A 24,192-nucleotide genomic window follows, 5' to 3' on the forward strand; every position below is an offset into this window, starting at 1 on the left:
AATGGAGGTCATACATCTAACCCCCGAAGATACTGAAAAGTGGTGGAGGTACTACGAAAGTGTTGGAAGGCCTGGCCCATATCACCAACCAGACTATCTCCGGATACTTGAGGGAGACTTCGAACACGACGACGAACGCGCCGAAGCCTTCGTTCTCATCAACGGTGATGATTTGGTCTACTATCCGTACATACGCCGTTCGCTCGAATCCGTTCCGTTCGCTAGCGAAGCCGAAACCAACCTTTCGGAGTACGATGACATAGTCTCATCGTGGTACTACGGCGGACCGTTTACGTCGAGAGACGATAGTGAACTCTGCGAAGCTTTTACCGAGGAGTTCAATGAACACTGCCGGTCAGAGAACATCGTCGCCGAGTTCGTCCGCTTTGACCCTAATGAGGGTAATCATGAGCGGTTCGATTGCCTCGGACCTGAATTTAACAGGAAGACTGTTTTTGTTGATCTGACCAAGGCTAAGGAAACACTCTGGAAGGAATTCGAGAAGCGGAACAGGAACGCCATCCGACAGGCACAGGAGACGGAAATCGAAGTTGAACCGACCGAAGATCATGAGGACTACGAAGCCTTCTACGATATTTATACCAACGCAATGGACGCGAAGGACGCCACCGATCACTACCGTTTCGACTACCGTTTTTTTCTTGATATGCTAGAAACAAACCTGTCGACACTTCTCGTTGCCACGTACCACGACGAGGTTGTTGGGGGTGCAATGGTAGTACACAACGAAGAGGTAGCACACGACTACCTCCGTGCTTCCGATCCCGATTACTGGGATATGCGTGTGAACAATCTAATTTGCTACGAAGCTCTGATGCATATGCGTAACACCGGAAGGAAAGTATTTGATTTCCAAGGAGGTCGCCCCGGTGTCTTCAACTTCAAGAAGTCGTTTTCACCCGACCGTGCAAAGCTATACCTCGGTAGGTCAGTACATATGCCCGAGGTCTATAGCGATCTGACGGATGAGGCTCAGAGAGCGGGTATCAATACCGACGGGGAATACTTCCCCGAGTACCGTGTAGAGCAGAGCAATTAAACCACAAAAGTATAACCGTACGACGACCTCCCTTACTTCTATGAACATTGTATTGGCTTCAGTGGATTGTTTACGCCATGATACGTTTGATCATCGATTCTACGATAGCCTGAAGACGTCGGGTAGCCATTACGACACCTGTATCACGCAAGCTGCTTTTACAAGTCCGTCGCATACCTCGATGCTTTCCGGACTCAACCCGTTCAACCATGACGTCCGTTGGCTCATCGACTACGAGACGGATGCAACGCTTCTGCCAGAAATTCTCTCTGAAGAGGGATTCAACACCGTGGGATTTACCGGCGGATACCCGCTTCCAACGGGAAATATACCCGATGCGTTCGACGAATTCTACCACATAACACCGATGGAAGATCGTATGGAAGGTCGCGGCGATGAGTTCGGACCCGCAAACCTTCTCGTGAACCGTGCGGTAAACTGGCTCGACGACCACGAGGGCGAGAACAACTTCGTATTCATACACTTGTTCGACCTACACCTGACGCTACGCTCGGAGTTCGGCAAACGCGACGAACCTGACTTCGACGAGAACCACGTCTACAAGAACGTCGAACAGTACATAGGACGTTACCAGCGTAGATACCGTGAGGAAGCGGACTTCGTTGCCAGACAACTCGAAAACTTACACGAGCTCGTCGATATCGATATTTCGGTCGTAACTGGAGACCACGGCTCCAAGATGCCTGGCGAGCACGGCTATCCTTGGGTCTATGACAGCGAAGGTAACCGTGTCGGATCGCAAGTTCGTGGTGTCGAATTGTACGAAAACATAATACGGGTACCTCTCGTCTTCAGCGGTGACCCCTTCCCTGACGAGACGGTACACGAGCAGGTACGTAGCATAGACATAGTTCCGACACTCCTTGATGCGCTCGACATAGACGTTCCTGAGACAGACGGCATGACATTGCTCGACAATGAACACCCGGAATTCGCCTACTCCGAGACGTACCACGGACAATTAACGAAAGAGAACAAGCTGACACACAAAATGAACAAACAGTACGACTTTGGCTGGAACGATCTCGACTCACTTGTCTGTCTACGCTCCAACGAGTGGAAGCTCATCTGCACGGCGAACGGCGAACTCGAACCTGTTGAACTTTACCATATTGCACAGGACCCCGGCGAAGAGCGCAACTTACTTCACGACGAGGGTGAGGTGGCCCAAGAGTACTTCGACGACTTAGAAACTATACTTGACAATGACGAACAGATGTACGTGACCGCTGATGAAGTTAACCAAGCGACGAAGGACCGTCTTGAGGATCTCGGATATCTTTAATGGATGAAAAAAGTCCTACTTATTTCTAACGTTGGGCTTGGAAATAAAGGTGGGCGATCAGAGAAGTTCACCACCCGTAAACGGATGCTACAGGATCGTGGATGGGAGGTAGTAGTCGGACGTGTTCCCGAACCGTATCTTCCACTGTTTCCTTACGCGATTCTAAAGTGTCTGTATATCGGGCTAAAGCACGACGTTGATGTAGTAAACTCGGTTAGCAATCCCTTCAATCTCCAATTAATAGGTTACGTCGTAAGTCGTCTTCTGCATCTTCCGTGGCTCGTTGAGTTCCGCGATCCGATGGTCGACAACCCAGACCGTGATCCCAATGCGTTCCTCACGAAAGTAGCAGCGTGGGTTGAGAGTCTGGCAGTTCGGAGCGCCGATCAGGTCGTCTGGGGTGACGGAATTCAGATGGAAGATGAGCATCTCGAAAACAAGTATCCAGATGTATCATCAGAGAAATTCTATAAACTCCCTTTTCTTGGCTTTGAGTCACAAAAATTCGAGTCTGCGCCGACAGAAACATACGACGCTCTCACCATCACGTACGCCGGTTCTTTCTACGATGGCTGGATAGAACCGTACGCGCTCCTCGAAGGCTTCTCGGAGTACGTAGAGAAGAACGAACCGGAAGAGAACGAACTAACCCTACAGTTCTACGGCGACTGGAACGAGGAGTATCAGGAGAAAGTCGAAGACCTCGAACTCACTGGCTTCGTCGAAACCCACGACTTCGTACCACACGATGAAATCATACCGGTTCTCAAAGGCTCCGATCTCGTCGTCTACGTCGGCGGCGACGACCCGGAGAACCGTCTCAGCATTCCGTCGAAAATATGGGACTATATGGGTGCGAAGACGCCGATACTCGCCGTTGTAGACCCGTCGTTCCGTGTCGCCCGACTGATCAAAGAGAACAACTTTGGTATCGCGGTCCATCCCGACGATACGGAAGGCATAGCAGACGCGATCAAGGCGATACTTTCGGGTGAGTTTGACTACACGTCTGACAAAGAGATCTTCGACGAGTTCAGCAGGGCACACAAGATGGACGTGTTAGCACGGGTTCTCGATTCTGTATCTTCGTACGAGGATCCATTCTGGTGAATTACGATATCTTACCGTTAATTAGGTGTACCCCAGACTGCGTAACTGATCTTCCACATCTGCGTCAATTCGGCGTTCATCTGGATCATCTGATTCACCTGTGACTGCCCACGGAACCTTCCGGAGGTCAGGGTGGTGTATGTACGGTGGATGCCCGTAGAGCCGTACACGCAGAGGTGATACGCGTTCACCGAGAAGATTCCCATGATCTGAGGTTACTACCGTCTTTCCCTCTTCAGCTCCAATAAGCTCCTCGGCACTTTCCATGACTAACTTGAGATTTTCAGCATATGCTCTCCATACGGTTTCTCTGTCGACGGGCCCTTTTCCCAGAGCATCCCATATATCGCTGGCTCCAGTCTTGGCAGACTCTACTTCCATTTCATCGGTTCCTCTGAAGATCGTGTAGCGTAACTCTGGATACCCAATTAAAAGGATAATGTGGTTGAAGGTAATGAACTATCAGACGTTTGTTTGGATACTCCTTCCGTGCTTCTATTGCGGCCTCCGTCACCGGTTCTGGAGGTACTGTACCGTAGGTCTCGTCAAACCCATCTCGCCATACCTCGATAAAAGCGTGAAATGCCGTTTGGACCTGGCGTGGGACCACAGGGTTTCCTGTCACATAGACCGTGTCCGTAAGAGCCTGTCCAGCGAAGTTTTTATTTGTCCATCCGTTGGTAGCACTCCCCGCGCTCGTACGTGTTTCATAGCTATTGAATCGGGAGATGTCCACTACCTCTCGGAACAAGTCCTCACGACAGCCATCGAGCAGGATGAGTGTATCCCAATCTTCGTTGATCACCCCTAACTCTGATTCGTACCATCTGTTCTGAATGGGGCCGATTACCCTTTGTGCGATACGGTTTCTCCACCACATAGGCTGACTGTAGTGCTTGTGTAGTTCCCTGAGCGGATACAGAATATCCATATTATACCCGTCTGTACATTTCCAGATGTGATTTGACTTACGCTTGGTCGGTCCGGGACTAACTAATATCTGACTTATATATTATTTACTTTTCAAAATCGCGTTAAGTATATTTGCGTACTCGTCCATAGCTCCCCTGCTGTCGAACCTGCCTTTGAGACTGTCTGCCGGGTCGTACTCGAAATTACCCGTATAAACTGTCTTAATCGCGTCCGCTATCGAATCTGCCCTTTTCGGATGAGCGGAGATTCCGATATTCTCATTCTGAATAAACTCCCCGGCACGGAAGGACGGGTCAATTACACCTAGTATAGGTGATTCAGCAGCGACGTAGTCCGCCATCTTCAAAGAAATATTACGCTCGTTGCGAGTATCATCGCCGCCGACATACAGAAGCAGGTGAGACTTCTTCAAAACTTGGATGATCTCGTCGTGCGGTACTGGGTCATACGTAGTTACTACATCCTCTAAATTTTCTTTACTTACTTTTTGCTGGTATTCGTTGTTCCAATCACCGTAGAACCTCGCCTGTATACCCTTACTACCGTGGCGGTTCACGAACTCGCTCAGACCTTCCAAGAACTTGTACGGCTCTATCCAGCCCTCGTAGAAGGAGCCTGCGTACGTGATCGTAAACTCGTTATACGGTTCGGCATTAACCCTGTTGAACTTGTCAAAATCAACGCCCCCAACTCCGAGATACGGTATTTTATAGAAACTTGACTTCGGTATCTCTGGATATATAGTCGTGAAGTAGTCTTCTTCCATTTGTATGTTTTCCCACCAAGCTATCTGATCTGCCGAGCGGACAACTCTTTTTTCCAACATGCGTCGCTGGAACTGTGAAAATGAACCGGGTTCCACATCTGGTGTTGTTACAAGAGGATCACGGAACTCTGCCAACCATGGCTCTCCAGTAATTTTCTTCAAAATGTAACCAATAGCGTGTAATTCGGGCGGGCTACAGTGAGTTACCATCACGTCGATATCATCCGAACGCAGCCGACGAGTCAGCTTAGGTACTTCTTTTAGAACCCCAGGAATCGACGGATTGGAAACATATCCTATTTCGACTTCCCAGCCACGCTCACGTAGGAGTTCTTTGTTCGCCTCTTTCTCTGGTCCACCCCCCATCTTGCGTGTGCGGTTATTAGAAATCATTAACACTCGATTCATGACGTGATTGTCTGTTCTTGTCCCGACTGGAAAACGTTGTCTTTCCCGCCAGTAGCAGGCGGGGCTGTTTGGGTGGCAGTAGACCTATCGAAACTTGTAATACCTCAGATACGGTGAGGACATATAATGGCTGATGTCGTCTTAATTACTGTCGACTCATTACGTTCCGATCATATAGGATGCTATAGTCACAAAAGAGAGACTTCACCAAATATAGACCAACTGGCAGAGGAGTCTCACCGGTTTACAAATGCTTTCTCACATGCGGGGATGACGCGAGCTTCTTTTCCCACGATCCTCACCTCGTCGTACACCAACATGTACGGTGGCTACGAAAGGATTACACAGGGGCGGACACTCATTTCAGAGGTACTGAAGCGGGAGGGTTACGCCACCGCTGGTTTCCACTCAAATCTGTTCCTCTGTGCCGACTTCGGGTATCAGCGCGGCTTCGATACGTTCTACGACTCCAAGACAGACCCCGGTTTCACAGCGAAGCTCAGACAGTTCGTCAAGACGAACCTCGACCAGGATAGCTTTCTCTACAAAATTTTGCAGAATCTCTACGACGCTACGGAAAAAAATGCAGGTGTCAACGTCGGCTCCACCTACGTGAAGGCGGACGAGATCACTGATTTATCGATCGAATGGGTGAACGAGGTGGATTCCGAGGACCGGTTCCTCTGGACACACTACATGGACGTCCATCACCCGTACGTGCCGCCGGAGGAGTACCAGCTCGAGTTCCGGGACTCACCGATAAGCAACAGACGGTCGATCAAGCTCAGGAGGAAGATGCTCGAGTCTCCCGACGACGTCACCCCCGAAGAACGGCAGGAGCTAATCGACCTTTACGACGCCGAGATACGGTTTACCGACCACGAAATCGGACGTCTCGTTGACGAGGTGAAGGAGTCATGGGGTGAGGATGCCGTCGTGTTGATAACTTCAGACCACGGCGAGGAGTTCTACGAGCACGGACAGTACAGCCACAATACCGTCCACGATGAGGGAATCCATATCCCTCTAATAATCGACGCCGAGGGGTCTGGCGAGTACGACGAGATGGTGGGTCTGATCGACATCTCGCCGACTGTAGCTGACTACGCCGGCTGCAACATCCCTGATAATTTCTACGGCGCCAGTCTCCGAAAGTTGGTCGAAGGCGGAAACTGGGACCGCGACCACGTTATCGGTGATTGGGGTGGTTCTGAAGGGGAACCTGATAGATTCTTCTACCGCGACAAAGAATGGAAATACATTAACAGACAAGGAGAAGAGGAGCTTTATGCTCTCGCGGACGACCCGGAAGAGAACGAAAATATTGTTCCAAGTAATCCGCCCGCTCTATCCGAAATACGGTCGACAATAGAGGATCACCGGGAGATCGTTACCGGAACCTCGATGGATATCGACGAGGTGGAGATGGACGAGGTTGTCGAGGACCGTTTGGAGAAACTCGGTTACAAGTTCTGACCACATGAAACTCGGCCAAACTTCCTTTATCCACTTTATATCCAAAATCGGGTCGACCCTCGCGGGATTCGTCGCCACAATCTATTTTGCGCGGGTTCTCGGCGCAGACATACTCGGAACCTACTTCCTGGTGATTGCCGTCCTGACGTGGCTAAAGTTGTTCTCTACGATGGGGATATCTAGGTCTGTGATGAAGCGTATCAGCGAAACTGACGACGGAGACGAATTCTTCACCGCTGGGCTGGTTCTGCAGGTTGTCAGTCTGGTGATTGTTTCCTCTCTAATCCTGGCGTTTCAAAACCACGTTCAGGACTATACAGGGTTCGGGAGAGTGGACGTTCTGCTGGCTCTCCTGTTCGCGGGGTCGTTTTTCTCCTTCGTAACGTCTGTTCTAGTCGGAGAGCGCCTGGTACATATCTCCGGTATACTCGATCCTCTCGACAGAATATCACGCTCGGTAGCTCAGATTGCTCTGGTTATGTTGGGTTTCAACCTGCTGGGTATGTTTATCGGATACGTCGTTGCCAGCATAGTGTCGGCAACCGTCGGCATCTACTTTATATCCGCTCGGCTTAAATACCCGAAAAAAAAGTACTTCGTCTCTCTGTGGTCGTATGCCAAGTTTTCGTGGCTAGGAAACTTCAGCAATCGCACCCTCGCGTCGATGGACACAATCATTCTCGGCTTATTCGTTAGTTCCAGCCTGATCGGGATCTACGAGATTGCGTGGAACTTGGCTTCCGTCCTCGCCATCTTCGGTGTCTCTATTAGCCAGACATTGTTTCCTGAAATAAGCAACCTCAGTTCTGAAGATTCCGAAGAGGTTACAGAACTCGCTCAGACCGGCGTGAGTTACGCAGGCCTGTTTCTCATACCGGGTCTAGTAGGGGGATTCGTCCTCGGCGATGTGATCCTGTCGGTGTATGGTCAAGAGTTCCGACAAGGATCACTAATATTAGTGATTCTAATACTCGCGCGATTGATCTCAACCTACAAGAATCAGTTCGTAAACATCATTGATGCTGTCAACAGGCCAGATGTGAGTTTCAAAATTAATGGAATATTCGTCATTACGAATATCTCGCTCAACTTCGTTTTCGTCTACTTGTACGGATGGATCGGTGCCGCTGTAGCAACAGTGGTTTCGGCAGCGGTGGGTTGTGTGCTCGGTTACATTTCCCTGATCCGCTTACTAGAGTTTAGATTCCCATCGGCCGAAATAAGTAAGCAGCTGTTTTCGGCACTCGTTATGGGAGCAGTTGTCTATATCGGGGTAGAGTACCTGGCATATAGTATGAGTATGATTTCCAGTTTGTTATTGATCCCTGTTGGCGCGGGGATTTATTTTGGAGTGTTAGCAACCGTTTCCTCGGAATTCAAATCTACAGTTCGTTCCAATATTACACTTGAGTAATTCTGCTGGTAAAGTAGAGCTGAGGTTCATAAAGAGGAATCGAACTCCCACACCAGATCAAAATACCGCTTCATCCCGGCCACGAACGACCCGTTCCCGGTCAACGCTGCCTTCCGTTTGTGATCCGGAACCTCAGGTTCCTCCACTAAAAAAATCGCCTCACCGGAGTCGTAGTCCATGCTGGGATCGACAAACGTCCCACGCCACGGCAGTACTTCCTCACTGAACCGAAATTCGATCGACGGATACTCATCCGACAGTCGCTCTACGACCGCTTCCTGTACTGCGGCCTTCTCGGCGGGAAGATGCGTCGGATCGAGGAACAACACCGAAATCTCCACACCTCGATCCAGCGCATCTGCCACCGCTGGCTCGACGTCCCCAAAGTACGCGAAGCTGTTTGTAATAACGTACACCGCTGTATTCGCGTCGTGATACAGCCGTCGCGTTTCCGTCTCGCTGGGTTCCCCAACGTCGACGACGTGGAACAGTTCAGCAGTCGGCGTCAGATCCTCGTCAGCCCGCTCGTACATGGGCCCGAAGGTATCAATAAACGACTCACGGAGTTCGGCCACATCTGATCGATAGTCTTCGTACTCCTGGCGGCGGTTCTCCATCGCACGCTTTAGGACCTGCTCCGGTGACTTGGGCTGGTACTTCTTCGGGCGGCCAGGAATGACCTTGATAAATCCGAGATTAGCCAGCGAGTCCAGCACGCCGTAGATCCGGGCCTGGGGAATGCCAGTCCCATCGGAGATATCGGGTGCAGTCGTCCGCCCTGACTCGAACAGAAATGCGAGTGCTGTCCGCTGGTACTCCGTGAGATCGAGCCGCTGGAGGAGGTCGTCGGGATCTGTCGGCGCGTCCATCAGTACCCTCTTTGTGAGCGGCCGTTGTAAAAACCAGTCTTCAGCAGTGACGGAAGATACATCTGGAGTCTATTTCTGGCGTCGGAGTAGTTCTCGAATCGACTCCTCGACCGTGTGAGTTGGCTCCCAGCCCAACTCATCGTGGGTTCTGGAGGTATCGACAGCAAACTCCTCGACCATTGTCTCACCAGCACGCGGGTTTTCAACCAATTTTACCTCGGGATCGATACCAAGCTCCTCGTCGGCGAGTCTGGCAACCGTCTCGGCGACGGACATCACCGAGGGGTCCTCGTCGCTGGCCACCTCGTAGGCAGTCGAACCGGTCTTCCCGGCCCGCAGATCGGCCAGTAGTTTTTCGGCACTGTCGAGATAGACACGGGCAACGTCTTTGACGTGAACGAAGTTTCGCGACTGTGTGCCAGGCTCGTACACCGTCAGAGGCTCGCCGGCGACCGCCCTGCTGACGAAGAAGTTGATCACCGTCGGCTTCGTCACGACAGTACCGTCGAGAACGTGATCACCGTAGAGATTCGATTTCATGAACAGGTGTGCCGGGAAGGCACCGTCAGCGAAGCTCTCGATCGCCCGCTCTCCGAGCAGTTTCGTGCGGCCGTACCAGTTCAGCGGATCCCGTGGGAGGTCAGCAGTGATCGGGAACGTCCCCGGATCGCCGATGACGGCCATACTGAACGGGAAGGCGAGTGCAGCACCGGTCTTCCGACAGAACCAGGCGACGTTGTTCGTTCCTGTAACGTTGACCTCGTAGGCGAGATCTGCATTCTCCTCACAGTCGTCGACACCGCTGACCGCCGCCAGATGGAAGACGATATCAGCGCCGTCGAGTGCATCTGTGAGTCTGGCACGATCCCGGATATCGACGTGGGCAATTTCGAGTCCACCGACGGAGTCGACCTGACCGCGGTACTGATTGTCGAGTGCGATCAGGTTCCACTCTGGGTAAACCGACTGCAACTGATCGATAACACGGCTCCCGATGTAGCCGGCAGCACCAGTCACTGCGACTGTCGGTTCGGCCTCGATCTCACGGCCGGTATCCCTGGTCATGCTGCGGACACCTCCGTCGCGGGCTGACGCATGCGCTCTGCCAGATCGCGCACCCCGTCACGGAGATCCCAGTCGAGATCGAAGCCAGTCTCCGAGAGTCGATCGAAGTTCACGTGATAGGAGGGGCCCGGATGTTCGTCTTCGAGATACGTGATATCCAGATCGCGGTCCAGCTCCTCGCGAACAATCTCCGCGATCTCCGAAATGCGGTAGTTTTCTGCACCGCCGCCGACGTTGTAGACCATCCGGGACCAGGCGTCGGGTTCGAGTGCTGCGTGGGCGTAGGCCCGTGCAGCGTCTTCGACGTGGATGAACGGACGCCAGTTGCTGCCGTCCCCATAGACTGTGAGTGGCCGATCCGTCAGCGCTCGGAAGACGAAATGATTCACCACCAGATTGAACCGAATGCCGGGTGACCAGCCGTAGTTCGTACTCATGCGGAGTGCAGTTCCGTCGATACCGTATCGATCCATCGCCGTTTCGAGCAGCTCCTCGGCGGCGACCTTCGACTCCGCGTAGGGGTTGAGTGGATTCTGGGCCGTCTCCTCGTCGATGTCGGTCGTGGCCGCCCTACCATAGTTGTTACACGAGGACGCGAGGACGACGTTCTCGACGTCGAATTTGCCTGCAGCAGTCAGGACGTTTTCCGTCCCGTCACGGTTGACCGCGAAAGTCTCGTCACGCCGATCGTGCGTACTCGCGGCACCCGTGATCGCTGCGAGATGGATCACCGTATCGACACCGCGGATCGCGCTCTCGACGTCACCGTACTCTCTGATATCACCGCGCCGGAAACTCAGGCCCGAGCCGACCGAGCCGGCAAGGTTCGCAGGAGAGCCAGAGGTAAGCGAGTCGAAGACGACGACGTCGTTGACCCGGCTATCGTCGAGGAGCTGTGGAACGAGGGCGCTCCCGATGTACCCGCAGCCGCCGGTGACGAGGACGTTCGTCTCACTCATCGTCAGTCAGCACACCAGGCAGGAAGCGATCTTCGTGGGCGGTAATCGTTTCGTCGTGTTCGACGAGCGTGCCGAGAATATCGCGAACCCCCTCCTCGAAGGTAACTGACTGCCCTCCGATCAGGTCGGCATACCGCTCGTTTTCGATCTCCATCTTGTGCGTTTCGTCCTCGTCGCGTGGGTTCTCGAAGTGTTCCACTGCGACGTCGAGGTCGAACTCCTCGGACACGTCTGCAATCGTCTCTGCAACCTCGACAATGCTAATCGGGCGGGTTACCTGATTGTAGACCGCGTACTCGTCAGATCGTTCGTCGGGATCGATCAGCGCCAGGTTCGCGAGTCCCTCGACAGCGTCTTCAAGTGCGATGAACGGTTTGCGCTGTTCGCCCTTGCCGTAGACAGTCATCGGATAGCCAGCCACAGCCTGCGCACAGAAGCGGTGAGCAACAACGCCGAAGTAGTAATCGAAGTCGAACCGGGTTGCCAGTCGTGGATCGGCTGCAGTTTCCTCGGTTCCGGTACCGTACGTGATCGCGGTCCGGACGTCCGAAATCGGGATATCGAACTGGTCGTGCGCGAGGCGCATGTTGGCTGCGTCGTGACTTTTCGTCATGTGATACCAGCTGCCCGCCATCGCCGGGAACGGAACGTCGTCACGCTCGCCCTGGTTCTCCATCACTGCGCCCCCTTCGGGGATCGGGAACTCCGGCGCTCCGTAGACACCCGTTGTCGTCGTCTCGACGAAGTGTGTATCACCGAGGTCGTTCTCGTGCAGTCCCCACAGAAGGTTCCGCGTCGCCTGCATGTTGTTGTGCTGGGTGAAATTCGCCCGCTCACCGTTGATCTGGGAGTACGGTGCTGACGGCTGGGCCGCCGTGTGTACCACTGTTGACGGCTCGTGGACCGACAGAATCTGATCGACTGTCGCTCTATCTGTGAGATCTCCCTCGACGAAAGAGAGATTCGAGAGCCCGTGGACCTCCTCGGCCGCCTCGATTCGCTCGTTCATCTCCTTGACCGGCACTGCACTCGTCGATCCGACCGACTCGACCCACTCCCGTCGACCGAAGTTATCGACGAGAACGACGCGTTCGTCTGTTCGATCTGCAACCCGCAGTGCCGTTGGCCAGCCGAGGTATCCGTCGCCACCTGTGATCAGTATGGACATAGTTACTCAAATTATGAGTAAGTATGGGTAAAAGTCTTCTTATTACTGCGAGATCAGGAGAGGAATCCGTCGTGGACCAGTCCGATCACCCTCGCCAGCAGCCGTGCATACAACAAGATCGGTACTGCGGTTCGTACAGCCGACCCCGCGAATCGGCAGTAACATTTAATAGGATACAAAGTTACTCAGAAAATGAGTAACTATGGAACAGAGTGAGGAGGCACCAGAGCAGGAGACGCGAGACGCAGAGTCACACTTTTCAGACTTGGACGACGGCTGTGGCTGTACTGGGATCTGGGAGTATCTGTCCGAGCAGCGTTCGGCAGACTAAACTGGCTATTCAATGTGTAGAGATCGGAATTAGCCAAGAGGTGTCTCGATTCGATCAAGCTCGGTAGGTGTGTTCACGTTGCAACACCAGCCATCTAGCTGGACCGTCTCGATCCGTCGGTCGGCCAGGAGGAGCAACTCGATCGCGTCGGTCAGTTCGTACTCCCCTGTCTCGTTCGGCGTAACGAGTCGGCAGGCTGGGAATATCTCTCGGGAGAACGCGTAGAAGCCCCGGGGAACGGTTCGCGACGGTGGCTCAGCCGGCTTCTCGACGACACCCGCCACTTCACCGTCCTCGAACTCGAAGACTGCGCCTTTGCCGGCGAGGTCCTGCGAAACCTCTTCTGTCAGTGTCGTCACGGCTGCATCAGTCTCTTGGTGCCTCTCGACGACAGCGTCGGTATTCGCACGGAGTACGTTGTCCCCGTGTAGCCAGAGAAAGTCCTCATCGATGTGCGGTTCGACCTGCAACAGCGCACGCGCAAGCCCGTCCCGCGTCTCCTGTCGCTCATAAGTAACCGGAACGCCCGCGAATTGCTCACCGTAGTACTCGCGGATCTGCTCGCCCCTGTAGCCGGTTATCACGACAAGCTCAGTCACGTCCAGATCTACCAACGTCTCGAAGACGTATGTCAGCAGTGGCTTGCCAGCCACCTCGACTAACCCCTTCGGCTTCTCTTCTGTCAGCGGACGCATCCGCGTGCCCTCGCCAGCAGCCGGAACGACGCCCTTCATCAGCTGGCCTGCTGGAGCAACCCTTCGAGTGTCGAGCGATCCTGCGCGCCGACGACACGCTCGACTGGCTCACCATCGGAAAACACGAGCAACGTCGGAATACTCCGGGCGCCGAGTTGCTGTGCCAGACCCTGGTGTGCATCCACATCGACTTTCACCACGAGCGCGTCAGTTTCGGCGGCGAGGGATTCGATCGTCGGCTCCATCATCTTACATGGGCCACACCAGTCGGCGTAGCAGTCGACGAGCACCAGCTCGTGTTCGCTGGTGAGTTCCTCGAAGTGGGCCTGACTCTCGATTTCGACTGGCTCCGTCGGCGTGCCAGTCCCCTCGTCTCCCCCGACAGTCTCGTCGCTGTGTTCCTCGATCAGTTCCTTGCGTTTCTGCTCCCGGATGCGTTCGCGCTCGTCACTGTCGGACATGACCGAAAGTAGAAGTCGCAGAATGACGAACGTTTCGGAAACGGGCGTCAGCCGATGTAGCGCAGATCTTCGTCCGACGGCGTCGGCGTGCCCTGCTCCATCTCCTGAATCTTCCGGACGACATCCTCCATCTCGTCGGCGCGGTCCTCCAGTGAGCTGAAATCGACCTCGAAGCCGAGAGTGTCCTGCAGAATCTCCAGCACAGCCTGTGCGCTTTTCGGATCGACGAGGTAGCCGCTCGTCTCACCCATCAGGCAGGCTGCGGGCAAGTCCCGACGCCCCCCGAGACCGAGCAGCAGACCGCTGACGCCGACGATGCCGCCGGCGGGCTCGTCCTCACGGAACTCGACGCCAGCCTCCTCGAGCCCCTCTCGCTGGCTCTCGTCGTTGATGGCACCGATCACGTCGTACTCTTCGATGAGTTCGCCGGTCGGGACGCCACCGAGTGCGAAGATCCGTTCGGCACCGAACTCGTCTGCGACGTCGAGAACGGCGTCAGTCAGCCCGTAGTGGCCGACAGTGTCCTGGGCCTGGTGATTCCCCGTCAACACGAGAAGGTCCACGTCCTCGGCCTCGACGGCGTGTATCTCGATGCTCGCAAGCTGGGTCACTCCATCTTCGACACTGACCTGTGGTGGGAGATGCGTCGAGTAGATGCGGCTGACCAGTTCGCTCTCCAGTTCTTCGACGAGATGCTCCGCAACGAGTTTCCCGACGTGACCGACACCCGGCAGACCCTCGACGAACACTGGCTCCTGTAGCTCCGGCTCTTCGAGCTGCTCGATTTCGAACTCGTCCATACCCTAAGAGCGGTTGCGCCGCTTAAGAGCGCGTCGATACTCGCCGTAGGGATCGTCGGGAGAAAAGGGCGCAGGAGCGCTGTTGACCGCCGGATTGCCACACGCCGGACACTCCGTCCCGAGCGTATACACCGGCCTGTCGTGGTTCGCTCTCCACGCCGAACAGACGTGAATATCGGATTTCATCCTACTCGTCGTCGGAGCGCCGTTCGCGGTGGAACTCGCCGCTCCCGCCGTCTTCGGCGATCTGCTCCGTCGCGCGCTGGGCGCTCGCTTCGAGATGATCCTCTGCAGTCTTGTAGTTCGGCGCCTGCACCTCGATGCGGTACTCCGGCGAGCCGACGTAGGTGACCTTCAGCGATATCTCCTCTGGAATCTCGCCGTTCCCCTCGGCGGCCTGGAGTGCTTCCTTGATGACGTCGACGCCATCTGGTTCTGGTGACTCCAGATCGACGTAGCCCGTGACAGTCACGTACGGAACGGAGACGTTCTTGCGGGCAGTCTCGACCAGTGCGTCGATGCGTTCCTCGGAGAGATCGACGTTTTCGAGACCCTCGTGGCCGTGAATCGCCGCCTCCTCGAACCCGTCGTACAGCGAGCCGAACTTCGAGAGCAAGGCGTTTGCGATCTCCGTATAGTCGTCGTCTTCGATGTCCTCGCCGAAGGCGATCTCCATCCAGTTGTCGGCCTTCTGCTCGTTTTTCCACTCCTGGATCTTGTCCTTGCGCTGGTGATCGTTGACGTCTTTCAGCGAGAGATCGATCTGCTGGGCGCTCTTGTCGACGTCGAGCACCTTGGCGACGACGCGCTGGTCGGTGTTGACGTGATCGCGAACGTTCTTGATCCACCCGGAGGCGACCTCGCTGATGTGACAGAGGCCGCGTTTGTCCTCGTATTCGAGGAGATCGACGAAGACACCGAAATCCTCGATCTCGTCGACGCGGCCGACGACGAGTTCGCCGGGTTCGGGCCAGCCGCTAAATTTCATCGGGCCTCGACAGTTTCGGTGACCTCACCCTCGAGAATCGCCTCGCCACCGGTCGGCTGTGCGAGCTGGTGCCCGCAGACAGCGCAGTTGACCGTGGTCGCGGCTTTCCCGAAGACGATCTGTTCGTTCTCACAGTCCGGACATTCGACGCGGTAGAAGCTTCCTGCCATCGTTATTCCTGGAAGATGAGTCGGCCAGCTCGCCAGCCCTCGCGCTGGTGTGCTTTGCCACACTCGCTGCAGCGGTAGCTGAGCTGTGTTTTCTTGGTCGGCTTGTCGCCACCGGGCACCTTGGAGAACTTCCCGTCGTTCCCGATTCCCGACTGGCGCTCTCGCTGGCGGTCGTTGACCTTTTTCATTCCCGACGAGCGACCGGTTCGAACCTTCTCGACCTCGTGCTCGTGGTGTTCGTTACAGTGCGGACAGTACGTATTCATCCGTCGTGGCATCTCCATAGATATCGACCTTGCGGTGATTTCGACATCAGTGCTTAAAATCCCCTCGTTTTCGCCGTCACAGCGGCCCCTGTCTGGGTCTGTGTCCCGTTGGCGTGGAGCAGACAGGCAGTCTCCTTACTCGAAGACGACCTGCACGGTTCGCTCGCGCGGTCCGTCACACTCGACGAAGAGGACCGACTGCCAGGTACCGAGTTGCAGTGATCCATCGACGACTGGAATCGTCGTCCCGGGGCCGACCAGGAGCGACCGAATGTGTGAATCCGCGTTGTCGTCGATCTGATCGTGTTGCCACCCCGAATCCGCAACCAGTTCGTCGAGTGCGCTCTCGAAATCGGAGAGGAGCCGTGATTCCGCCTCGTTGACTGTGATGCCCGCTGTCGTATGCTGGACGAACACCGTCACGGTGCCAGTCGCGTCTGTCGGAATCTGTTCCTCGACGCGGTCGGTGATATCGAACACGGACAGCCGCTCGGATGTCGAAACGTCGAACGTCTCCATACGTGTAGTTTAGCAGTCAGTACAAAGAATCCCTCGCCCCCACACCAAAGTCGGAGGGCGGAGAATGGACAGTATGGCCGCAATCGAGATCGACGGACTCAGCAAGGATTACGGCTCGGTCCTCGCGAACGACAGTCTGGAACTCAGAGTCGAGGATGGCGAAATTTTCGGCTATCTGGGCCCCAACGGTGCGGGCAAGACCACGACGATCCGGATGCTGCTGGGATTTATCAAACCCACGTCGGGAACCGCACGGGTACTCGGCCACGACATCCGCGATGAGAAGGCGCTGATCGAAGCCAAGCGCGAGATTGGCTACCTTTCGGACGAACCCGGCTTCGACGAGCAGGCGACCGGGACCGAGATACTCGATCTCCACGCCTCAGTCAAGGGAGACTCCCGGAGCGACGAACTGCTGGAGTTGTTCGATCCGCCGCTGGATCGGACGATCCGTGAGTACTCCCGCGGGAACGTCCAGAAACTCGGCCTCGTGACGACGTTTATGCACGATCCCGAGCTGGTGATCCTCGACGAACCGACCAGCGGCCTCGACCCGCTGATGAAACAGCGCTTCGCCGAGTTCCTCCGCAGCGAGCGCGACAGCGGCGTCACGATCTTCTTCTCGTCGCACATCCTGAGCGAGGTTCGCCGGCTCTGTGACCGCGTCGGGATCATCCGGCAGGGCAGGCTCGTGACCGTCGAACCGATCGAGACGTTGCTGATGAAAAGCGGCAAGACGGTTCGGCTGAGCAGCCGAACGCCGATTCCGGACGACCTGCTGGCGATCGACGGCATCTCGGATCTCGAAACGAGTTCGCCAGGTGGCACGGAGTCTGGGGCTGCAGGGTCGGACGACGGATTCACCGAATGCGCCTTCACATTCACCGGCGATATCAACGAACTCGTTCGAACACTCCCGGAGCAGGATCTACTCGACTGCTCGATCGAGGAAGCACCGCTAGAAGACGTCTTTATGCAGTTTTACGGAGGAGAGAGCGATGCTTGAGTTTTTCAGCTACGATCTCCGCAAACGGCTCAAGGGGAGTGTGTATCTCACGGTGGGGATGAGCCTGCTGACCACGATGATGATCTGGGTGTATCCCTCTTTCGGCGATACCTTCGAGGGTGACGAACTGCTCGAGGCGTACCCGCCGGAACTGGTCCAGCTGTTCGATATCCGGACGATCGGTTCGCTGGAAGGCTTTCTCGCCTTCGAACTGTACGTCTTCGGCTGGGTGATCTTGCTCGGGCTGTATTTCGCCTACAGCGCAGCCAGCATCATCGCGGAGGATATCGACCGCGGGCGAATGGACGCGCTGCTCGCGATGCCCGTCTCTCGTGCTCGACTCCTCGGCGAGAAGTTCGCCGCCCTCCTCTTGCCGATCGGACTAGTGAACGTCGTCGTTCCGCCAGTCGTGATCGTCGGTGCCCGGCTGATCGACGAACCGATCTCGGTGGCAGATGTCGTCGCTGTCCACCTGCTTTCTATTCCATACCTGTTTGCCTGTGCGGGCATCGGTATTCTCGCCTCTGTCCTCTTCGACCGGGTCAGTGTCGCACAGCGAGTCGCACTTGGCGTTACCTTCGCGCTCTTTCTTTCCGAGTCGGTACTCACGGGCACAGCGTACGAGGCGGTCGGTGCAATCGCACCGATGCGATACTACGATCCGAACGCGGTACTCCTCGATAGTAGCTGGGACGTCATCGGGGCAGGGATCTTGATCGGGCTGACGGCTGGGCTCCTGCTGGCGAGCGGAGCCTGGTTCCGCCGGAAAGATCTGTGATTAGGCCAGCCACTCTTCCGGTTTAGTGTCGTAGTCGATATCGGTCGCCGCCAGGTGGGAGACCTTCGACCACTCGACGTCGTGTTCGGTGAACTCCCGGCCGTCGAAGCGGATTTCGAGCCCTGTCTCCTCGGGTTCGGGTTCGCTGTCGCGTCGTCGGGCGACCTCGATATCGTGTTCGTCGTACCGCTTCTCGATAGTCCGGAGCGCGACCGGGCGACCCCAGAGTTCGAACACCCGTTCGAGGGTGTTTTTCGCCTGTTCGAGATCCAGCGCGACGCCGTTGTACTGGTGTTCGAGCAGGAGTTCGTTCCGATTTCGGTAGTTGCCATCGGAGACGACGATCGTCGGCTTCCCGAAGTTGGTGAACTGCAGCATGAGCTTCTTTTTCACGTCGCGGTAGTCCGTCGACGTGGCGCGGTAATCACCCGAGGACTGCATGTACTCGTAAGTGAAGTAGTTGTGCTCGTCGACGAACTCCTGGGTGAGGAACTCGTCGAGGAAGGTCACGTCGTTGTGACTCTCCCGGATCTCGCGCATCCGGTCCCAGCCCACGGTGTAGTCGATCTCCGACAGGGCCTCCTCGATGGAGTCGTACTTACTGTCGTCGAACATGTACCGCGAGATGCGTTCGAGTTCTTCCATCGAGATGCGGTTGAGGAAGCCGAGGTTGGCTGGCTTCGTCAGCGAGTAGTGGCGTTCTGCCATCCCCTCGTAGGTGAAGATCTTCCAGGGGTACTTCTCCAGGTCGATCTCACCGTTCTGTGCGGCTTCGAGGGCCTCGGCATCGATCCGTGGATCGTCCGGATCGATCGAGTCGAGGTTCTCTGGATCGACTGACGAAACGAGATCGGCCGGTTCCAGCAGTTCGAGGACGTGCTGGAAATCCAGCGTGTCGTGGAAGTTCCGCCAGGTGATGCCGTCGACACAGAGCAGCTCCTCGACGACGTGACGCCGGTTCGCCGTGTTCTCGACGAACTTCCAGAGCTGCAGGCCCAGACTGTAGGGGTTGAGCCCGCCGGAGCCGAGTACTTTCGACATGTGATCCGCGTAGGTGACGAACTCGTCGGCAGCCGCAAAGTTCTCGTCGGCCATCATCAGCGACTCCCAGTAGGAGGCCCAGCCCTCGTTCATCACCTTCGTCATCTTCTGCGGGGCGAAGTAGTACGCCTCTGCACGCAGGATTTCGAGGATCTCCTTTTGCCAGTCTTCCATCTCTTGGGCTTTCCCGGCGTCGGGATCGTATCGCATTCCGTGCTGTCTGAGGAAGGCGAGGATGTCGTGTTCCGGCTCGGCCGGGAAGCTAGTGGTATCTTCGTCCTCGCGCTGGGCTTCGAGCCACTCCTCGTCGAAGACCTGCTGGCGGACCTCCTCCGAGAGTTCCAGATCGCCGAGCTGATCGACGACCTCCTCCGGATCGACCTCGGGCACCTCCTCGTCACCCGAGAGGGGCTGGAAGGGCTGGTGCTGGTCGATGTTGTCCTCCAGACAGAGGATGTGGTCGATCCACTTCTCGACCTCTGCGCGCTCGATCTCCGGATCCTGCATGTACTCGCGGATCGTCTCGCCGTGACGGGCGAGTCGTGCGGCAGCGTCGGGATCCTTGCTGAACATGCCGAACCACTCGTTGTTCGAGAAGAAATCCGAGTGGGCCTCGACGTGTGTGATGACGGCCTTCTGGTCGGCGAGGCTGTTCGAGATCTGCAGGAAGGCGTGTGCCGGGTTGTCGTTGTTGACGATCTCGAAGGCCTTCCCGCCGAGGAACTGGCCCTGTTTCTGCTGGCGGTCGTACTGCATGCCCCACCGCCAGTGCGGATATCGCTGCTGGAAGCCGCCGTAGGCGATCAGTTCGTTCATCTCGTCGTAGTCGACGATCCAGTAGTTGACCGGGTACGGCTCCAGTCCTAGCTTCGTCGCGAGGGCTGCGGCCTCCCTGACTGGCTCTTCGAGTCGCTCTGCCTCGCGTTGCATCTGGACGTCCTCGGGTGCGGTGATTGGTGTCTCTGAGTCGCTCATTGCTCTTCCTCCGTGCTGAGGATGTCGTAGATCGCATCCGTCACGTCCTCGGGACTGGTGACGTACGCGACGGCGACGTTGTCGCTGTCTTTGAAGTACTGCTGGACCTCCTCGGCGTGTGTCGCGTTGATCGCGTTGCCCGAGGGCTGGGTTTCGACGTATGCGTGGAGGTTCGCGTCGATCTCCTCCATCAGCGGAATGACCCTGTCCTCGGTGTCGTTCGAGGAGTTCTCGGAGTCACCGGCCGCGAACACGTAGCGGTTCCAGTCGCTCCAGGGGTACTCCTCGTCGAGTCGCTCTTTAGCGATTTCGTACGCGCTGGAGATGCGCGTCCCGCCGCCCGAGCGGATGCCGAAGAACTCGTCGCGTTCGACCTCCCAGGCGTCCGCGTCGTGGGCGATGTAGACGAACTCGGCGTTGTCGTACTTGCCCTGCAGATACCAGTCGAGGGGGGTGAACGTCCGCTCGACGAGTTCGCGTTTCTTCTGGCGCATACTGCCCGACACGTCCCGGATGTTGACCACGACGACGTTCTTCTCGCGTTCTTCGATGATCTCGGGGTAGCGGTACCGTTCGTCTTCGCGCCGGTAGGGGATCTGGTCGATCCCTTCCCGGCGGATGCGCTGGGCCGTATCTGTCTTTTCGACCTCGCTTTGCATCGCTTCGAGGTCTGCGTAGATGCCCCGTTCCTCGCGTGGCATCTCCTCGTACTCGTTTTCGACCCACGCTTTCGAGACGGGGACGTTCTCTTCAGTGCGTGCCCACTCGAAGACTTTCGCCGGCCCCCAGCCGTCGATCTGCAGGGCCGCACGGATGTAGTCGCGGTCGAAATCCATCGCCAGCTTGCGCTTGAGCCCCTGTTTGAACAGCCGCTCGAAATCGAGTGTGCCCGTGGGGCCGGTCCGGGTGATATCGGTGAAGTCACCCTCTTTCTCTTCGATGACGCGCTTGCCCTTCGGATCGAGATCGAGCCCGAGCCGTTCGTCGAGTTCTTCGGCGAACTCCTCTGGGTCCATCTCGTAGTACTCGTGTTCGCCGCCCTCTTCTCCGGGGTCGCCATCCTCGCCGTCGTCGTCCGGCTGGGGCTCACCGACTGGATCCCCGGGCTGGGGGGTACCATCTTCGCCCTGGCCGACGCCGCCCATATCCCGCTGATCGTAGGCGAACTCGGGCAGGTCGATGATCTTGATCGGGATCTGGACGGAGTCGCGCCTGCTGCGCCCCAGATCACCGTACTGGATGAACTCCGCGAGATCCTGTCGGCGGTTCTCGCCGACCTGCTTGTACCGTTCGATGTCGTCTTTTAGTCCCATCTGTTGTGCCTCAGTTGTTCCACTTGTAGCTCACCTGGCTCATGACGTGGCGGCTCGTCAGCTCCGCCGACGCCTCGCTGTACTCGAACAGCTCCTGCATATTCCGGATCGTCTCGGCTTTGAGCTGGGCCGTCTCGGTGCCCTCCGGCGGGTTGTCCCACTGCCGCGGGTCGAAGTCCTCGAAGGTCCGCTTGATATCCTCCCAGTCGTGGGTGCCCAGCACCGACTTGATGACGGGGATCTCCTTCGGGTTGACGTCGCCGACCCGGAACTCGTCGTCACGGTGGCGCCAGGCGTGGCGGTTCAGCGCCGTGATGATCTTCTCCTTGCGGAACGTCCGGACCTCCTCGTGGGGTTTGTCACCCTTGTAGTCGGCCTCGTTGAACCGGCCGAGATGCTCGATCTCGAAGACCTTCATCCGGAGGAGATCCGGCTCCTCGCGTTCGCCGCGCTCGTTTTCGATCTTCTGGCCTTCCGACCAGGCGTAGACGTGTTCGACGTACTCCTCGACAGTCCGTTCGTCGACGCGTTTCTCCCGCATCATCGCGTCCAGCACGTCCTCCTCCTGCTGGTTGAAGATGTAGTTTTTCACCGACGCGACGCGCTCCTCGAACTCTGCGGCCTCGGTGTTCGAGAACATCGGCGCGTCGCCGAGCCGTTCGGCCATCGCGTTGATGACATCACGGGGCATGATCACCCGCTCGACGGGCAGCTCCTCGTCGAAGCGCTCTGACGACTCGTGGAGGAGATCTGCAATCGTATCCCTGGTGTGTGTCACCGGGATGCCGTGTTCGCCGTCCGCCGCGTTGTCTCTGAAATCGAACTCGTCGATGTCGATCCGCTCGTCGCCCTCCTGCAGGTAGCCGCGGTCGAAGAGTAGTGCTTTGTCGGTCAGTGTGCGGTTCTCCGGCAGATCGGAGACGTCGAGCCGGGAGACGACGGCGTATAGCGCCGCCCCTTCGAGCGCGTGGGGTGCGAGTTCGCGCTCGGTGACGGTCCCCGAACTGTCCCGGACGCTGATCGACAGCGGCTCGCGGATCCACTCTTCGAGCTGATCCCAGCTGTTCGCGTCCCAGACGGTCGTCTGGTCGGTCAGCTCACGGCGCAGCAGTTCTGCCTCCAGCGAGAGGTTCGTCAGATAGGTGAACTGTCGTTTGTCCAGCCGGCGTTTCAGCGCTTTCAGCGGATCGGCACCGTTTCGCTCGGTGTGCTGGTTCAGCTGATCCTCCAGATCCGGGTTCGAGATGATGATCAGCTGCGTATCGACATCCATCCCGATCCCCTTGTCCAGTTTGACGTGGCCCTCGTCGGGGACGTTCAGCAGTTTCTGGAGCAGGTCGGCGTGCTGGGCTGCGTCCTCGACGATGGTCACGAGCCCGTTGCCCTGTGAGAGCACACCGTCGTAGGAAAACGCCTGCGGATTTTTTCGCCCGCGTGAGTCGAGTTCGCGCAGCATGCCGGCCATCCACGACCCCACGAGACGTTCTTTGGGCGAGCCCTCGTCTTCCGAGTGGAGGACACCGATACCGCGGCCGACGTCGACGACGAAGTTCTTGATCCGGAGATGCTTCTGGCTCGTCACCGCGGAGAAGAGGTCAGCGATCCCTTCACGACGGTACTCCTCTTCGAGATAGTCGTAGGCCTCCCGGCAGAACGGATCCATCTCGCTCTCGATCCGCACCGGGATGTGATCGTCGAGTCGTTCGTTGAGTTCCGCGAGCAGGTCTGCCCGCACCTCGTCCGGGAACACCGTCAGTGGGTGTGACTGGACGGGGCTCTCGTACCAGTCGTCCTCGTCGCTGACCGTCTGGCCGCCGTAGGTCATCGCCGACCCATCGCTCACGCCTGCAACGTTCCACTCCATCGTGTATCGGCGACCTTCGTCGGTCTTCGAGTACTCCCGAAGTCCGTTGATCAGACAGCGCTTGAGCTCGGATTTACCGGTCGCTGTCGGGCCGTCGAGCCAGAGAATCTTCTCTTCCTTGCCTCGCCCGGCCGCGATCGAGCGCAGATCGTCGACGAAGTGGTTGAGCACCTCGGTGTTGCCGAGGATCGCATGTTCGCCGTCGTTCCACGGATCGTCGAAGAAGCGGTATCGCTCCTTCTCCTCGCCCTCTTCGATGACCGTCCGCGTGCCGGCGTGTTCGATCGCGTTGAGCAGATACTTCGGCGCGTGGGCGGCCTGATTCGGGTTCGAGAGGAGATACTCGACGTACTCCCCGAGGCTCATCGGCTCCTGATACGTCTGATCGAGGGTGCGATCGGCCGACTTGATGTAATCGTTTCCGCTCATGCGTTGGTTCGGCCTCGGCTAT

General features: G+C 56.8%; 26 protein-coding genes. 8 read left to right on the top strand and 18 right to left on the bottom strand.

Annotation, left to right across the window (positions count from 1 at the left end; translation table 11 throughout):
• Position 1 precedes the first annotated feature (1 nt).
• Genes EOW68_RS04025 through EOW68_RS04035 form a run of 3 tightly spaced genes read left to right on the top strand, consistent with a single transcriptional unit; the run spans position 2 to position 3,476 of the window.
• Positions 2-1,060, top strand: coding sequence for a lipid II:glycine glycyltransferase FemX (locus EOW68_RS04025; RefSeq protein ID WP_128223902.1), 1,059 nt, complete (start codon positions 2-4; stop codon positions 1,058-1,060).
• Between the two features lie 40 nt (positions 1,061-1,100).
• On the top strand, positions 1,101-2,366 hold the full coding sequence (locus EOW68_RS04030; protein WP_128223903.1) for a sulfatase-like hydrolase/transferase: 1,266 nt from the start codon (positions 1,101-1,103) through the stop codon (positions 2,364-2,366).
• A gap of 3 nt (positions 2,367-2,369) precedes the next feature.
• Positions 2,370-3,476 carry a glycosyltransferase gene (locus tag EOW68_RS04035; RefSeq protein WP_128223904.1) on the top strand — a complete coding sequence of 369 codons (1,107 nt, stop codon included), beginning with the start codon at positions 2,370-2,372 and terminating at the stop codon, positions 3,474-3,476.
• A gap of 21 nt (positions 3,477-3,497) precedes the next feature.
• On the opposite strand, the gene EOW68_RS04040 is transcribed toward EOW68_RS04035, so the two are convergent.
• From EOW68_RS04040 to EOW68_RS04050, 3 genes are all read right to left on the bottom strand, one after another.
• Complete coding sequence (locus tag EOW68_RS04040) at positions 3,498-3,857, bottom strand: hypothetical protein (protein WP_128223905.1); 360 nt, start codon at positions 3,855-3,857, stop codon at positions 3,498-3,500.
• Position 3,858: 1 nt separating this feature from the next.
• Positions 3,859-4,407 (bottom strand): hypothetical protein, encoded by a 549-nt coding sequence (locus EOW68_RS04045; protein WP_128223906.1) that lies wholly within the window; start codon positions 4,405-4,407, stop codon positions 3,859-3,861.
• Positions 4,408-4,488: 81 nt separating this feature from the next.
• On the bottom strand, positions 4,489-5,541 hold the full coding sequence (locus EOW68_RS04050) for a glycosyltransferase family protein (protein WP_128223907.1): 1,053 nt from the start codon (positions 5,539-5,541) through the stop codon (positions 4,489-4,491).
• Positions 5,542-5,709: 168 nt separating this feature from the next.
• On the opposite strand from EOW68_RS04050, the gene EOW68_RS04055 reads away from it, so the two are divergent.
• Together EOW68_RS04055 and EOW68_RS04060 are read left to right on the top strand one after the other, a co-directional pair.
• Positions 5,710-7,059 carry a sulfatase gene (locus tag EOW68_RS04055; protein WP_128223908.1) on the top strand — a complete coding sequence of 450 codons (1,350 nt, stop codon included), beginning with the start codon at positions 5,710-5,712 and terminating at the stop codon, positions 7,057-7,059.
• Between the two features lie 4 nt (positions 7,060-7,063).
• Positions 7,064-8,473, top strand: a complete 1,410-nt coding sequence (locus EOW68_RS04060) for an oligosaccharide flippase family protein (protein ID WP_128223909.1) — start codon at positions 7,064-7,066, stop codon at positions 8,471-8,473.
• A gap of 26 nt (positions 8,474-8,499) precedes the next feature.
• On the opposite strand, the gene EOW68_RS04065 is transcribed toward EOW68_RS04060, so the two are convergent.
• The 4 genes from EOW68_RS04065 to EOW68_RS04080 all read right to left on the bottom strand — a co-directional run bounded on the left by EOW68_RS04065 (position 8,500) and on the right by EOW68_RS04080 (position 12,534).
• Positions 8,500-9,342, bottom strand: coding sequence for a TrmB family transcriptional regulator (locus EOW68_RS04065; RefSeq protein ID WP_128223910.1), 843 nt, complete (start codon positions 9,340-9,342; stop codon positions 8,500-8,502).
• Positions 9,343-9,411: 69 nt separating this feature from the next.
• The gene (locus tag EOW68_RS04070; protein WP_128223911.1) at positions 9,412-10,407 is read right to left on the bottom strand and encodes an NAD-dependent epimerase/dehydratase family protein; all 996 of its coding nucleotides are present in this window, start codon (positions 10,405-10,407) and stop codon (positions 9,412-9,414) included.
• The gene (locus EOW68_RS04075) at positions 10,404-11,366 is read right to left on the bottom strand and encodes an NAD-dependent epimerase/dehydratase family protein (protein WP_128223912.1); all 963 of its coding nucleotides are present in this window, start codon (positions 11,364-11,366) and stop codon (positions 10,404-10,406) included. Before EOW68_RS04075 ends, EOW68_RS04070 begins: the two co-directional genes overlap by 4 nt.
• Positions 11,359-12,534, bottom strand: coding sequence for an NAD-dependent epimerase/dehydratase family protein (locus tag EOW68_RS04080; RefSeq protein WP_128223913.1), 1,176 nt, complete (start codon positions 12,532-12,534; stop codon positions 11,359-11,361). The genes EOW68_RS04075 and EOW68_RS04080 overlap by 8 nt, the downstream gene beginning before the upstream one ends.
• Positions 12,535-12,736: 202 nt before the next feature.
• On the opposite strand from EOW68_RS04080, the gene EOW68_RS18450 reads away from it, so the two are divergent.
• Positions 12,737-12,865, top strand: coding sequence for a DUF8595 family protein (locus EOW68_RS18450; RefSeq protein ID WP_431358734.1), 129 nt, complete (start codon positions 12,737-12,739; stop codon positions 12,863-12,865).
• A gap of 29 nt (positions 12,866-12,894) precedes the next feature.
• Here EOW68_RS18450 and EOW68_RS04085 read toward each other — a convergent pair whose 3' ends face one another.
• The 8 genes from EOW68_RS04085 to EOW68_RS04120 form a co-directional block, all read right to left on the bottom strand.
• Positions 12,895-13,599, bottom strand: coding sequence for a sugar phosphate nucleotidyltransferase (locus EOW68_RS04085; RefSeq protein WP_128223914.1), 705 nt, complete (start codon positions 13,597-13,599; stop codon positions 12,895-12,897).
• Entirely contained in the window at positions 13,599-14,021 is a 423-nt protein-coding gene (gene trxA, locus EOW68_RS04090; protein WP_128223915.1) for a thioredoxin, read from the bottom strand. Before trxA ends, EOW68_RS04085 begins: the two co-directional genes overlap by 1 nt.
• 47 nt (positions 14,022-14,068) lie before the next feature.
• Entirely contained in the window at positions 14,069-14,821 is a 753-nt protein-coding gene (locus EOW68_RS04095; RefSeq protein ID WP_128223916.1) for a proteasome assembly chaperone family protein, read from the bottom strand.
• 3 nt (positions 14,822-14,824) lie between these two features.
• Complete coding sequence (locus EOW68_RS04100; protein WP_128223917.1) at positions 14,825-15,007, bottom strand: RNA-protein complex protein Nop10; 183 nt, start codon at positions 15,005-15,007, stop codon at positions 14,825-14,827.
• Position 15,008: 1 nt separating this feature from the next.
• Positions 15,009-15,809, bottom strand: a complete 801-nt coding sequence (locus EOW68_RS04105) for a translation initiation factor IF-2 subunit alpha (protein WP_128223918.1) — start codon at positions 15,807-15,809, stop codon at positions 15,009-15,011.
• Complete coding sequence (locus EOW68_RS04110; protein WP_128223919.1) at positions 15,806-15,979, bottom strand: 30S ribosomal protein S27e; 174 nt, start codon at positions 15,977-15,979, stop codon at positions 15,806-15,808. The genes EOW68_RS04105 and EOW68_RS04110 overlap by 4 nt, the downstream gene beginning before the upstream one ends.
• Positions 15,980-15,981: 2 nt before the next feature.
• The gene (locus EOW68_RS04115) at positions 15,982-16,263 is read right to left on the bottom strand and encodes a 50S ribosomal protein L44e (protein ID WP_128223920.1); all 282 of its coding nucleotides are present in this window, start codon (positions 16,261-16,263) and stop codon (positions 15,982-15,984) included.
• Between the two features lie 117 nt (positions 16,264-16,380).
• Entirely contained in the window at positions 16,381-16,764 is a 384-nt protein-coding gene (locus tag EOW68_RS04120) for a secondary thiamine-phosphate synthase enzyme YjbQ (protein WP_128223921.1), read from the bottom strand.
• Positions 16,765-16,837: 73 nt separating this feature from the next.
• On the opposite strand from EOW68_RS04120, the gene EOW68_RS04125 reads away from it, so the two are divergent.
• Together EOW68_RS04125 and EOW68_RS04130 are read left to right on the top strand one after the other, a co-directional pair.
• Positions 16,838-17,770, top strand: a complete 933-nt coding sequence (locus EOW68_RS04125; protein WP_128223922.1) for an ABC transporter ATP-binding protein — start codon at positions 16,838-16,840, stop codon at positions 17,768-17,770.
• Positions 17,763-18,548 (top strand): ABC transporter permease subunit, encoded by a 786-nt coding sequence (locus EOW68_RS04130; RefSeq protein WP_128223923.1) that lies wholly within the window; start codon positions 17,763-17,765, stop codon positions 18,546-18,548. The genes EOW68_RS04125 and EOW68_RS04130 overlap by 8 nt, the downstream gene beginning before the upstream one ends.
• Here EOW68_RS04130 and EOW68_RS04135 read toward each other — a convergent pair whose 3' ends face one another.
• Genes EOW68_RS04135 through EOW68_RS04145 form a run of 3 tightly spaced genes read right to left on the bottom strand, consistent with a single transcriptional unit; the run spans position 18,549 to position 24,170 of the window.
• Positions 18,549-20,564: a SpoVR family protein gene (locus tag EOW68_RS04135; protein ID WP_431358735.1), complete on the bottom strand. Its 2,016-nt coding sequence runs from the start codon at positions 20,562-20,564 to the stop codon at positions 18,549-18,551.
• The gene (locus EOW68_RS04140) at positions 20,561-21,877 is read right to left on the bottom strand and encodes a YeaH/YhbH family protein (RefSeq protein WP_128223924.1); all 1,317 of its coding nucleotides are present in this window, start codon (positions 21,875-21,877) and stop codon (positions 20,561-20,563) included. The genes EOW68_RS04135 and EOW68_RS04140 overlap by 4 nt, the downstream gene beginning before the upstream one ends.
• A 10-nt stretch (positions 21,878-21,887) precedes the next feature.
• Positions 21,888-24,170: a PrkA family serine protein kinase gene (locus tag EOW68_RS04145; protein WP_128223925.1), complete on the bottom strand. Its 2,283-nt coding sequence runs from the start codon at positions 24,168-24,170 to the stop codon at positions 21,888-21,890.
• Positions 24,171-24,192: the final 22 nt, after the last annotated feature.

Source organism: Halovenus amylolytica (assembly GCA_004015825.1).
GTDB classification, from domain to species: Archaea; Halobacteriota; Halobacteria; order Halobacteriales; family Haloarculaceae; genus Halovenus; species Halovenus amylolytica.